Here is a 12579-nt window from a genome sequence, read left to right as displayed (position 1 = left end):
AAGGCGCTCAAATGAACTCCCTATAACGGGATCAAATAGCGGGATCAAAAGCGCCCACTGCCGCTTCCTCAGCAGCCTTCTTTAACACCGGTGAGATGCCAGTCTCAGCAAAGTCTGTCACGTCTAACTTTGGAATTGAATCGCTACAAACATCGCCACCGAGTGATTGAATGACCCGACACATTTCTTCCACTTTAGTGTCCATTTGGTGAACATGTTCAAGCATAATTCCCAGTGCATTAGCAACAGGGTCAGGATTTTCTTCACTCACCGCATACGCATCAAAGCCATATATTTTAGCAATGACCTGGCGCTTATGCTTGGTTTCTGGAGTGGGTTCATGTGTATGTTGTTTTTGCAGTAAATTACGCCCCGGTATACCAACGCACGTTGCATTTTCTGGCACGTCTTTGACCACTACAGAATTCGAACCGATGCGGGCATTTTTGCCAACTGTAATAGGTCCAAGGACTTGCGCCCCTGCACCCACAACCGAATTATCCTCGAGGGTAGGATGGCGTTTGCCAGCTTTCCAACTTGTTCCGCCTAATGTGACCCCATGATATAAAGTCACATCATTGCCAATCACAGCGGTTTCACCAATCACAACACCCATACCGTGGTCAATAAAGACTCTGCGACCAAATTGTGCACCCGGATGAATTTCAATCCCAGTTAAAAAGCGTGAAATATTGGATACAAACCGAGCTAGCCAGTTAAGCTTCCATTTCCATAATTGGTGACTGATACGATGCACCCATATTGCGTGCAAGCCTGGATAATTGAACAACACTTCCATCGTGTTCCTAGCCGCAGGATCTCGATGGAACACACTTTTAATATCTTCTCGCATTCGACTAAACATTACTTTTTGTTTCCACTCGCTTTATCTATTGAAGCCAACATACCACGTAAGATATTTAACTCTTGAACTTCTGGCCTAGCCCTAGTAAATAATCGACGCAGCTTAGTCATAACCATGCCAGGATGATTGGCAACGATGAAATTGACGTCTTTTAAGGTGTTTTCAAGGTGCACATAAAAACGCGCTAGGTCTTCATTTAACGGATATTCACTTTTAACCGCTGGCGCATGTTGCAGTGCCTCTATGTCAAGATGATTAACTCTGATCTCGTAACACAGCGTCTGTACCGCAGCAGCAATATTCAATGAGCTATAATCTGGATTAGCTGGAATACATACGTGAAAGTGACATTGTTGCAATTCGTCATTGCTTAAGCCGTTATTTTCGCGTCCAAATACCAAAGCAACTGGGTAAGTATCAGCTTCAACAACTAATTTATGGCCACATTCTCTAGGCGTCAACATAGGCCAAGGTAACGTTCTTGAGCGTGCAGAAGTACCCACTACTAAGCCACAATCACTAACCGCCTCTTCAAGCGTGCTTACTGTTGTTGCGTTCGCCAACACATCACCTGCACCGGCAGCTAAGGCAATTGACTTCCCATCGGGGGCCGATATAGGGTCGACTAAATACAATGAGCTAAGCCCCATTGTTTTCATTGCTCGAGCCGCTGAGCCAATATTACCAGTATGACTAGTATTGACTAAAACAATGCGAATATCTGAAAGCATGAACGTATTCCCTTTAATAATAGCGTAATAAAAAATAGAGAATGGTAAATAAACCTGTGCGGCTTCGAACCTGAATGCACATTAAAAAGCTGCCTAAAGACCATATAAGATCTGCATACTACCTATTCGTTAAGCAGACTTTTTTAAGGCGCAAAGTTTAGCACAACCCATAATAACTGTCTTTTGCAAAAAAGTAATAAAATAAACACAACCGGTAGTGCGATTGCTCGCAATTCATTAGTGGCTGCTAGTTACCCAGTGATGTGTCTAATCTCAGCAATCAACTCATCAATTTTGGGCTCAACATCAGTAAAGGAAACGTTGCCATTTTCGATACTCGTTTCGAGCTGTGCCGCTTTTTGACTTAATTCAGAAAACCCGAATAGGAGTGAAGCACCGGAAAGTAGATGAGCAAGGGCTCGCAGCACTTTGTAAGCCTACAAACCATCATGATGTCTTTATGTGCATGGCACAGTCGCAGTGTGATATCACTCACTGCGAATGTGCGTACCTCTAATTATGTGCCATGAAAAACACCAATAGACCCATTCATAGGTTTCTGTTAATATACGCGCGATTTTTTAGGCACGTTCTCGAATCAAAAGCACTAAATGTGCACTTTTCTGTGCACTTTTCGGCGGCGTGACTCAACTGTTCTTTTTACAACTTGGTGGTTCTAACTATGCATCCTATGCTCAATATCGCTGTGCGCGCAGCTCGCTCAGCAGGAAACGTGATCGCTCGTGGATTTGAAACTTTCGACGACCTACAAATCGAACAAAAAGGCGAAAATGATTTCGTAACTAAAATTGATAGGGAAGCTGAGCAAACCATTATCTACAAAATCAAACAGTCTTATCCTGAGCATACTTTTGTAGGCGAAGAAGGTGGTATTGTGGCTGGCGATGATGACTATAAATGGATTATCGACCCACTTGATGGAACGACTAATTTCATCAAAGGCATACCTCATTTTGCCGTTTCTATTGCCCTGCAATACAAAGGTCGTTTAGACCAAGCGGTTGTATTCGACCCTATTCGTGGTGAGTTATTTACAGCAAGTCGAGGTAACGGCGCGCAACTAAATGGCCACCGTATCCGCGCGAGTCAGGCAAAAGAGCTAGGTAATACAATCTTAGCAACTGCCTTTCCGTATAAGAACAAAACGTCGTTAAACGAATATATGTCGAGCTTTAATAAAATATTTGCTGAATGTGGGGATATACGCCGCGGTGGTTCTGCTGCTCTGGATATGGCTTATGTCGCTGCTGGTCGCTTTGACGGTTACTGGGAACGTGGCATTAAACCTTGGGATATTGCCGCCGGTGAATTGTTAGTGCGTGAGTCAGGCGGACTAGTCACTGATTTTGCGGGTGGTAATGACCCACTATTAAGCGGTGAAATTGTTGCTGGCAGCCCTCGCGTTGTTCAAGCAATTGTTAAGAGACTTAAATAAGTATTACTGCCAGACTACTTATTATCTGATAGGTATTTTCAACTACATCAAATACCCAAATCATATAAAAAAACCCGCTCTATTTAGCGGGTTTTCTTTTGTTATTAAGTTCTTTTTAATTAATAATAACGTAACTTCATTACCTATACAGGGTCTTGGTCTTCTCCTTCCTTGATAATTTCTGTCGGTATCAAATCATCTCTACTAATACCCAGAGCCAAGCCGACTGCACTGGCAATGTATACCGAAGAATAGGTACCAACGATAACACCAAATAGCAATGCTGTTGCAAAACCGTGGATCAGAGCGCCGCCTTTATAAAACAAAGCTGTTAGCACTAAAACAGTGGTCAAAGAGGTAATAATTGTTCGATTCAAGGTTTGCGTCAACGAAATATTAATAATTTCTACTGGCTCTGCTTTGCGTATTTTTCTAAAGTTCTCACGTATTCGGTCTGACACTACAATTGTATCGTTAAGCGAATAGCCAATAACGGCTAAAACGGCCGCTAATACCGTTAAGTCAAATTCAAGTTGTAACACCGAGAATAGACCTAGGGTCAAGATAACATCATGCCCCAACGCCGCAACGGACCCCAACGCAAAACGATACTCAAAACGCATCGCCACATAAATCAGGATACAAATTAATGCAGCAAGCATAGCCAAACCACCTTGTTCAGTTAGCTCATCACCCACATTTGGTCCAACAAATTCAATACGACGCATATCGACTTTAGTACCATCGGCACGCAACGTCGCCAATACTTGATCACCAATTTCAACGGCCTTCACACCTTCTCTTGGTGCAAGGCGAATTAATACGTCTTGGCTGCTACCAAAGTTTTGTACCATTGCGTCCGTGTAACCCGCATCGAGCATAATTGTTCTGACTGCTTCGAGGTCAGCTGACTGCTCATAACCTACCTCAATCAATGTTCCACCGGTGAAATCAAGACCCCAATTCAATTGGTTAACACCAAGTGAAACAATTGAGCCTATGATTAATACGGTTGAAAAAATCATTGCTGGGAAACGCCACTTCATAAAGTCGACGGTTTCCTTTAGTTTTAATAATTGAAATCCCATTTGACTCTCCTATATCGCTAGCTTAGTCACACGCTTACCGCCCCATATGCTATTAACAAGCACTCGAGACACGACAATCGCAGTGAACATTGATGTAGCGATACCTATCATCAACGTAATTGAAAATCCTTTGATTGGACCTGTTCCTACAGCAAACAAGATCAAACCAGCAATGAACGTAGTAATGTTAGCATCCAAAATAGTAGAGAACGCGTTGTCATAGCCGAAATGAATTGCTTGCTGAGGACTTCTGCCGTCACGCAATTCCTCTCTAATTCTCTCGAATATGAGTACGTTAGCATCGACGGCCATACCGACGGTCAAAACAATACCGGCCATACCCGGCAAGGTTAATGTTGCACCTGGTATCATCGACATAATTCCAACAATCATGACCAGATTTAATAACAGCGCAATATTGGCAATAACACCAAAAGCGCGGTAATAAATAAGCATAAATACGAGCACTGCGGCCAAACCCCAGATGATTGCGGTCATACCTAATTGAATATTTTCTTTACCTAAACTCGGTCCAACTGTGCGCTCTTCAACTATTTGAATTGGCGCAATCAATGCACCCGCTCTCAGAAGTAGTGCCAACTCTCTCGCTTCTGTCGGTGAATCCAGGCCACTAATTTGGAATGAAGAGCCTAATTGTGCTTGGATAGTCGCGACACTAATAATGTCTTCTTTCTTTTCAAAAACAAGCTTGCCGTCTATGTCACGTTCACCCGTGGTTTTGTACTCAATAAATACGGTTGCCATTGGCTTTTTAATGTTTTCTTTTGTCGCCTGTGACCACTTTGCGCCGCCTTTTGAATCAAGGTCAATGCTCACATTGGGCACACCATATTGATCAACACCACTATTTGCGTCAATAATATGCGAGCCCGTTAACATCACTTGTTTTTTCAACAGATAAGGCTGGCCATTTTTATGGTAAATAACTTCAGAGCCTGCCGGCGCTCTCCCGCGCAATGCATCACGCACATCACTTTTCTCGTCAAGCATACGAAACTCAAGAGTCGCTGTCGCATTCAAAATTTCTTTTGCTTTTGCGGTATCTTGAATTCCCGGCAATTGCACGACTATACGTTCTTGACCCTGTTTTTGAACCAGGGGTTCTGCAACACCGAGTTGGTTTATTCTGCTGCGGATTATCGTTACATTTTGGCTTACAGCAGCGTCTCGAATTTCAGCTAAGCGTACTTCCAAAAATGCGGCCCTGAGTGTCAAATCGTCACGTTCAGTAATGCTCAAATCTCGAAACTGATTACGCAAGTAAAATTGCGCTTTTTCAAGCATTTCGCCGTCTCGAAATACGACGTCTACTGAATCAGGATTTTGTATAACCGTGCGGTAGAATATTCTTTCTTCACGCAGCTGCAACTTAAAATCGCCGACAACGTCTTCATAAGCTTTGGTTGTTGCGCTGTTCATGTCAACTTCCATTAGAAAGTGAACACCACCGCGCAAGTCCAATCCTAATTTCATTGGACTAGCACCTAAGGCATCTAACCAATCAGGTGTATCTGGCGCTAGGTTCATCGCAACAACGTAATCATCGTTATCAAGTTTGCTATCAATCAGTTCTCTGGCAACAAGCTGTGTGTCGGAATCTAAAAGACGAACTAAAATGCGTTCGTTTTCAAGTTCAATACGTTTGATTGCTATGCCCTCATCTTTCAAAGCGACCTCAATCGAGGTTTTCAATTCTTCGCTTACAAAGGCATTGTTACTTGCAGAAATTTGAATAGCGTGATCTTCACCATAAATATTCGGCATTGCATATAACGCTGTTATTGCAACAACAAATATGACTAAAATATATTTCCAAAATGGAGTTTTATTTAACACAACGGGACCCTACAAAAGCACAATAGCGCCGAAGGCATTATTGTGCTTTTTGTTGAAAGTTTAAATTGACTTCATTGTGCCTTTCGGCAAAACGGCACTAACTGCTGATTTCTGTACAACGATGTTATTAGATTCATTGAGTGCAATTTCAATGAAATCTTTATCATCACTTACTTTGGTGATTTTGCCCACTAAACCGCCTTGCGTTAGCACTTCATCACCTTTTGTAAGCGACGAAACAAGGTTTTTATGTTCTTTTACACGCTTTGCTTGCGGGCGATATAAAAGAAAATAGAAAATCAAACCAAAAACAGCCAACATAATTAACATGCCGAATTCACCACCCGGCTGACCTGCAGAGTCCTGTGCATATGCACTAGAAATTAAAAAATTCATATAAATCCTCGTTTATTTGGTTTTTATTGTTGTTTTACTTTCCTGTTTTATGAATATGACATTCATAAAACAAAATGCTAATGCTAGCCCTCTAAAAGCGGAACTGGCAAACCTTTTTGCGCATAAAATTCGGCGACAAAGTTAACTAACTCGCCAGCAGCAATTGCGTTGCGCAAACCGTCCATAATTCGCTGATAGTATCTCAAATTATGAATAGTGTTTAATCTTGAACCAAGTATCTCATTGCATTTATCTAAGTGGTGTAGATATGACCGAGAATAATTTTTACAAGTGTAACAGTCACATTTCTCATCCAATGGGCCCGTATCAGTTTTGTGCACCGCGTTGCGAATTTTTACAACACCATCAGTCACAAACAAGTGACCATTACGCGCATTTCTTGTTGGCATTACGCAGTCAAACATATCAATACCGCGACGAACCGCTTCAACGAGATCTTCGGGCTTACCTACGCCCATTAAATAACGTGGTTTGTTTTCTGGGATTTTCGGCGCTGTATGATTGATAATGCGGATCATATCAGCTTTCGGCTCACCCACTGACAATCCACCAATAGCATAACCATCAAAGCCAATATCTTCCAACCCAGCTAAAGATGTGTCTCGCAAATGCTCATACATACCACCTTGGATAATACCAAACAATGCGGATGGGTTATCTCCATGAGCGTCTTTACTACGTTGAGCCCAACGCAGAGACATCTCCATTGAATCAGACGCTTCTTTTTCAGTTGCAGGATACGGTGTGCACTCATCGAAAATCATAACGATATCAGAGCCTAAATCGCGCTGAACTTGCATTGACTTTTCAGGTGTCAGTAAGATTTTTTCACCATTAATAGGAGAACGAAAAGTGACACCATGCTCAGTGATTTTGCGTAAATCACCCAATGAAAATACTTGGAAGCCTCCGGAATCTGTGAGAATGGGTTTATCCCAATTCATGAAATCGTGTAAATCACCATGCTGTTTGATGATGCTCGTGCCGGGACGTAGCATTAAGTGAAATGTGTTTCCGAGACAAATATGCGCACCAGATTCATCAAGTTCTTCTGGTGTCATGCCTTTTACGGTGCCGTATGTACCCACGGGCATAAACGCAGGAGTTTCTACGACACCACGTTCAAATATGAGTTGGCCGCGACGAGCTTTACCGTCTGTAGCCATTAAATTGAATTTCATTTATTAACCTAACATTGGTGACCCAGTGCACTTGCCATGCCAAACTACGACTGAATCCAACGTTTTCCAAGCTTTGAACATGTTGCCACAGTAAGGGCAAAAATGAGAGTAAGAATGAATAACGCATCATACTTTTGTTATACAATAAACAAACATACGGGCTGCTTACTGTGAATTTGCGCGCGCAGTATAACAAGAAACAGCGCTGGGCTCACGTATTTTTGCGTTCAATAAACATCGCATCACCGTAACTAAAAAACCGATATTTTTCTTCTATTGCTAGGGCGTAAGCTTGCATGACATTATCGCGCCCGGCAAAGGCACTAATCAGCATCATTAATGTCGATTCAGGCAAGTGAAAATTTGTCAGCATGGCATCGATCACTTTAAAGTGATAACCCGGATATATAAAAATATTGGTATCCGACATAAATTCACTAATCAATTCACTCCTAGCCGCTTGAGCTGCCGATTCGATAGACCGTACAGAAGTCGTTCCAACCGCAATCACACGCCCGCCAGCCGCTTTAGTTGCGAGCACTTTATCAACCACATCCTGAGATACTTCAGCGTATTCAGCATGCATTTGATGTTCTTCAATGTTATCAACCCTAACAGGTTGAAAAGTACCCGCACCAACATGCAAAGTAACAAAAGCTAACTCAACGCCTTTTTCTTGTATTCTATTTAAAATATCAAGGTCAAAATGCAGACCCGCCGTAGGCGCTGCAACCGCACCTGGCCTTTCGTTGTATACCGTTTGATACCGTTCTTTATCGGCTTCCTCATCGGCTCTATCGATGTATGGAGGTAACGGCATGTGACCAAATTCTTCAAGTAAATCAAATACATTTCTTTCAGTCATAAACTTAATATGAAAAAGTGCGTTGTCTCGCCCAAGCATTTCAATTTGCAGCCCACCTTCCATAGTAAGCATTGCACCGGACTTTGGCGACTTACTCGACCTAATGTGCGCCATTGCACTGCCATCATTGAGTATTCTTTCAATTAATACCTCTACTTTTCCACCCGACGCTTTGGTTCCGTGTAATCGCGCAGGAATGACTCTGGTGTTATTGAAAATCAATAGGTCGCTCGGCTGAAGCAATTCTAAAATGTCAGTGAACTTTTTATGTGAAACCTCGCCAGTATTGCCATCTAACTGCAGTAAGCGGCTTTGGGTTCGTTGCTCTGTTGGATGTTTTGCAATTAAATGTTCAGGTAAATCAAAATAAAAATCTGATAGCTTCATGGTTCTCTCAAAATCGCTGAATGTCTTTGTTAATCGGGGTCAAAATAATAAACCTCGCATCTACCGTATATTATAAAATACCTTCCACTTAGCCCTAATACTTAAAACGCCTGATATTTTTATTGCTTTGGCGTACTATCAGATTTAGTTCCGAATCAAGTGACGTTCTCCCAAACTAACTTATTACCCAGTTATGCTGGGTATTTTTTTGCCTAAAAGTCGGGCTTTCTCTGGTTTTTTGCCTAGCGGCCAAAAAAATAACGCAACACCTACGTAATTTTTCCACGCCATGTGCGCGCGACCACGCGATTTGATTTATATTACGCGATTAACATGCACGACTCTTTCGCATTGGCAATGGAGTCTATTGCATGTCAGCCAGTATTTCTTCAATATCTTCATACTTAATGTGTTTAATATTAAGTACAAAGACAATTTGTAGCAATAAGTCTGCTCCTAAAATACCCTTATTAATTTTATTTCGCAGGTTATCTGCGCTTTGATCAACTCCCACAGCGCTGAGCTTATCGCTAAGATCCTGATACTTGATCCCCTTTTTAGATAATTCTGTCTTTAATAATCGCTGAACTAAGTTGCGCCAATCACTTGTTTTTGGCTTCATAACACACCTATATATAAGTTATTTTTGTAATGTATAATTCACATTTAAACATTATTTGACCCAAATGTGAAAAAAATATTTGACTTTATTTTCACCCTGTGACTATACTTACGTCAAGTTCGAGGTCAGCCATGTTGTTGAATCAATATTAAGGGTCTATTATAGATGACGACATGGTAAAACACACTTTTAGGAGAAGATGAATGACGTGGAAACTATCACAACTAGCAGAAATTATTTCTGCTCAAGAGGGATATGTAGTTACACACGAAGCAGATTGTTTGCTTATTGCAAATGAAGATGGAATTGATGCCTGGTTGGCAATTAGCGGTGAACAAATACTGGTTGAATCCTTATTATTCTCGTTGGACGAAGTGAGAGACTCATCAGCGTTAAACGAAGAGATTCTGAGAACGCATATGATTTTCCCTCTAACCACGATAGGTATATCGTCAGTTGCAGGAAATCAGTACTACACAGCTTTTGGCTCGTTAAGTGGCCAATCAAAAGAAGAAAGTGTGTTGATTGAGATTTCGACATTGTTTCAAAACGTTGAAGCATTCTTAGATGCTTACCAAGATTTTTTAAAATCTAACTAATTAATTGTAAATAACCGGAGATTACCATGTCAGTTTGGAAAAAATTATTTACTGCTGTAAAAGGTACCGCTACTGAAGCAGCGCAAGCGGTTGTTGATACTCAAGCGATAAAAATTCTTGAGCAAGAAATTCGTGAAGCTAAAGATGAATTAAGAAAATCGGACCATGCACGTACACAAATTTTAGCAAAGTGTAAACTATCACAGCAAAAAGTAGATGGTCTAAATAAGTCTATTGGCGAATATGAAGTTCACGCCAGAAAGGCCATTGATACCGATCGCCAACTAGCGCTTGATTGTGCTCAACGTGTATCCGAGTTGCGTGGCCAAGTTGAAACAGAGCAAGCTTATTTGGATCAGTTCACGAAGTCAGAAAAGCAACTTGCGGGTAACATAAACCAAGCAAAAAACAACTTACGTCGTTTGGAGCAGCAAGTGGATATGATTAAGGCTACGGAATCCGTACAGCGAGCTCAAATTGCAGTTTCATCTAGTCATTTAGGCGCTAACAGCAAGATGAAAACAGCGACTGAGTCGCTATCTAGGATCCAAGAAAAGCAGACATTGCGAAGTGCTGAACTTGAAGCCGCGGAAGAACTAGCGCAAGGCGATTCCTCCGACGATCTTGAAAAACGGTTGGCTGGAGCGGGTATTAAAGGCGGTTCAGCATCAGCTGATGACGAACTAAGCCGTATACTTGGTAAGTAAGTTAATTGGAAACGGCAGCCTTAGGGTTGCCGTTTTTTGTCGTATCTTAAATTTAAAGGAAAATTTTCATTCATGTTGCATTGGGTAAGGCTCAAAAAACTATGTGTGAAATACTTTTCCGAGCTGCGTTGGTACACTCTAGTAGCAGCGCTTTTATTCTATACAGTCTCCAGTTGGATATTGCTTTTCTTAGCGGGCGAACGTGCCTTTTTAAACGCATCTGACTATTTTTATTGGCTTGTCGTTACTGGCTCAACTGTTGGCTATGGTGATATGTCGCCGTCAACACCGGCAGGTAAGCTAATTGTTGCGTTGTATGTTATTCCGCTTGGGTTAAGTATATTTGCTTTGATCATTGGACGCATTGCGTCATGGGTAAGTGATCAGTGGAGAAAAGGAGCAAGAGGTTTGAAACCGTTAAATGTCTCTAATCATATTTTAATTATTGGTTGGAATGAAAAACGCACTGAACAATTATTAAAATTGTTAATAAAGGAAAAGCAAGATATGCCGGAGAATCCGGACATTGTGCTTTGTGTCAAAGCAGATATTGAAAATCCGCGCCCTTCAGAAATTGAATTTGTGCACGTCAGTTCATTCAATCAGGACGAGGATATGGACCGGGCCTGTATCGCGACAGCAAAGACAATACTCATCGATAATCCATATGACGACCTCACCTTAACGACAGCGTTGTATTGCTCGAAGCGTAACCCTAAGGCGCACAAGGTGGCGTATTTTGAAGATGAAAATTTAGTCGGCTTATTACAACAGCATTGTCCTGAAGTAGAGTGCACACCAAGCGTTGCCGTCGAAATGCTTGCCAAATCAGTATTCGATCCTGGTTCGAGCCTCCTGCATCATGATCTATTGGATGTAGAGGAGGGTCAGGCACAGTTTTCAGTCGAATTACCAAGTAATGCGAATGATTTAAGCGTTGAAAAGTTGTTTTTAGGTCTTAAAAGACAATATAACGCAACATTCATCGGCTATTCGTCGCCACAAAGGGTAAATCAAATATCCGTTAATCCGAATTTAGACGATGTGGTAAAGCCCGGTAACAAAGTGTTTTATATAGCAGAGCATCGTATCAATAATATTGATTGGAATAGCCTGAACTTATAATAGATAAGAGCTGAGGAGTTGAATATGTTTGGTAAATTATTCGGAAAAAAAGATAAAGAGCAAGCACATAAACCTGACAGTCCAGAGATCATGGGCTTGTATTTGGGCGGTTCATTCGAACTCGACCCACTCAAACTAAAATTAATAGAACCGACTCTTAAAGTGAATGGCGCTGCGAGTAAGCACCTTATTCAAGCTGTTGGCAAAGTAATACTTGATACTGGCGGCACCATGTTTCGTTTTTATACTGACGATGATGCTTTTTTGCAAGTAATTACTGACGGTGGCGAAACAGAGAATCACATTACCGACGTCAAACTCTGGTATTTTTACGATACCAAAACAGTGGGTTCCGAGACTCAATGGCAAGAATTAATTAACAATGGCATTTCACAGCCTGTGTATTCCTTAGATGGCGACGACTATGAGCGTGTTTGGGATGCAGTTGGCGAGGTGTCACCTCCAGTGGCAATGACCGAAACCACTTTCGAACAAGACGGTGATGTTACTACAACCGATCAATTTGTCATGCTTTATGAGAAATCTATTTCAGAAGATGAAGTGGAAGCTATGTTAGTATCGGGTGAAGAAAAGATCGTTGGCAATAACCATGACCGATGTTTGGTTATTAGCACCGGTTTTAACTTGTCACCTGCAGATATAATAATAAACGGTTAAG

The 12579-nt window shown here is 41.6% G+C and carries 14 protein-coding genes; 5 read left to right on the top strand and 9 right to left on the bottom strand.

Annotation, left to right across the window (positions count from 1 at the left end):
- Window positions 1-31 precede the first annotated feature (31 nt).
- The 3 genes from cysE to G399_RS21805 form a co-directional block, all read right to left on the bottom strand.
- Window positions 32-865 carry a serine O-acetyltransferase gene (gene cysE / locus G399_RS0117040; RefSeq protein ID WP_006009653.1) on the bottom strand — a complete coding sequence of 278 codons (834 nt, stop codon included), beginning with the start codon at window positions 863-865 and terminating at the stop codon, window positions 32-34.
- The gene (gene trmJ / locus G399_RS0117035) at window positions 865-1596 is read right to left on the bottom strand and encodes a tRNA (cytosine(32)/uridine(32)-2'-O)-methyltransferase TrmJ (RefSeq protein ID WP_006009652.1); all 732 of its coding nucleotides are present in this window, start codon (window positions 1594-1596) and stop codon (window positions 865-867) included. The genes cysE and trmJ overlap by 1 nt, the downstream gene beginning before the upstream one ends.
- 251 nt (window positions 1597-1847) lie before the next feature.
- On the bottom strand, window positions 1848-2024 hold the full coding sequence (locus G399_RS21805) for an Hpt domain-containing protein (RefSeq protein WP_006009651.1): 177 nt from the start codon (window positions 2022-2024) through the stop codon (window positions 1848-1850).
- 254 nt (window positions 2025-2278) lie between these two features.
- On the opposite strand from G399_RS21805, the gene suhB reads away from it, so the two are divergent.
- Window positions 2279-3052 carry an inositol-1-monophosphatase gene (suhB, locus tag G399_RS0117025; protein WP_006009650.1) on the top strand — a complete coding sequence of 258 codons (774 nt, stop codon included), beginning with the start codon at window positions 2279-2281 and terminating at the stop codon, window positions 3050-3052.
- A 143-nt stretch (window positions 3053-3195) separates the two neighbouring features.
- Here suhB and secF read toward each other — a convergent pair whose 3' ends face one another.
- From secF to G399_RS0116995, 6 genes are all read right to left on the bottom strand, one after another.
- The gene (gene secF, locus G399_RS0117020; RefSeq protein WP_006009649.1) at window positions 3196-4140 is read right to left on the bottom strand and encodes a protein translocase subunit SecF; all 945 of its coding nucleotides are present in this window, start codon (window positions 4138-4140) and stop codon (window positions 3196-3198) included.
- A gap of 9 nt (window positions 4141-4149) precedes the next feature.
- Window positions 4150-5997, bottom strand: coding sequence for a protein translocase subunit SecD (secD, locus tag G399_RS0117015; protein WP_006009648.1), 1848 nt, complete (start codon window positions 5995-5997; stop codon window positions 4150-4152).
- A 60-nt stretch (window positions 5998-6057) separates the two neighbouring features.
- On the bottom strand, window positions 6058-6393 hold the full coding sequence (gene yajC, locus G399_RS0117010; RefSeq protein WP_006009647.1) for a preprotein translocase subunit YajC: 336 nt from the start codon (window positions 6391-6393) through the stop codon (window positions 6058-6060).
- 83 nt (window positions 6394-6476) lie between these two features.
- A complete protein-coding gene (gene tgt / locus G399_RS0117005; protein ID WP_006009646.1) occupies window positions 6477-7595 on the bottom strand; it encodes a tRNA guanosine(34) transglycosylase Tgt in 1119 nt (372 codons plus the stop codon).
- 211 nt (window positions 7596-7806) lie between these two features.
- Window positions 7807-8847: a tRNA preQ1(34) S-adenosylmethionine ribosyltransferase-isomerase QueA gene (gene queA, locus G399_RS0117000; RefSeq protein ID WP_006009645.1), complete on the bottom strand. Its 1041-nt coding sequence runs from the start codon at window positions 8845-8847 to the stop codon at window positions 7807-7809.
- 364 nt (window positions 8848-9211) lie between these two features.
- Window positions 9212-9469 carry a DUF6471 domain-containing protein gene (locus G399_RS0116995; protein WP_006009644.1) on the bottom strand — a complete coding sequence of 86 codons (258 nt, stop codon included), beginning with the start codon at window positions 9467-9469 and terminating at the stop codon, window positions 9212-9214.
- A 203-nt stretch (window positions 9470-9672) separates the two neighbouring features.
- Between G399_RS0116995 and G399_RS0116990 the strand changes: the two genes are divergently transcribed.
- From G399_RS0116990 to G399_RS0116975, 4 genes are all read left to right on the top strand, one after another.
- Window positions 9673-10068 carry a DUF2170 family protein gene (locus G399_RS0116990; RefSeq protein ID WP_006009642.1) on the top strand — a complete coding sequence of 132 codons (396 nt, stop codon included), beginning with the start codon at window positions 9673-9675 and terminating at the stop codon, window positions 10066-10068.
- Window positions 10069-10094: 26 nt separating this feature from the next.
- Window positions 10095-10775 carry a PspA/IM30 family protein gene (locus tag G399_RS0116985; RefSeq protein ID WP_006009641.1) on the top strand — a complete coding sequence of 227 codons (681 nt, stop codon included), beginning with the start codon at window positions 10095-10097 and terminating at the stop codon, window positions 10773-10775.
- 72 nt (window positions 10776-10847) lie between these two features.
- Entirely contained in the window at window positions 10848-11900 is a 1053-nt protein-coding gene (locus tag G399_RS0116980; RefSeq protein ID WP_006009640.1) for an ion channel, read from the top strand.
- A gap of 24 nt (window positions 11901-11924) precedes the next feature.
- Window positions 11925-12578 carry a YjfK family protein gene (locus G399_RS0116975; protein ID WP_006009639.1) on the top strand — a complete coding sequence of 218 codons (654 nt, stop codon included), beginning with the start codon at window positions 11925-11927 and terminating at the stop codon, window positions 12576-12578.
- The last annotated feature ends 1 nt before the right edge of the window (window position 12579 follow it).

Source organism: Brumicola pallidula DSM 14239 = ACAM 615 (assembly GCF_000428905.1).
Classification (GTDB): Bacteria; Pseudomonadota; Gammaproteobacteria; order Enterobacterales; family Alteromonadaceae; genus Glaciecola; species Glaciecola pallidula.
The sequence above is the reverse complement of the archived record's forward strand: the minus strand, read 5'-3'. Positions and strand labels throughout refer to the sequence as shown.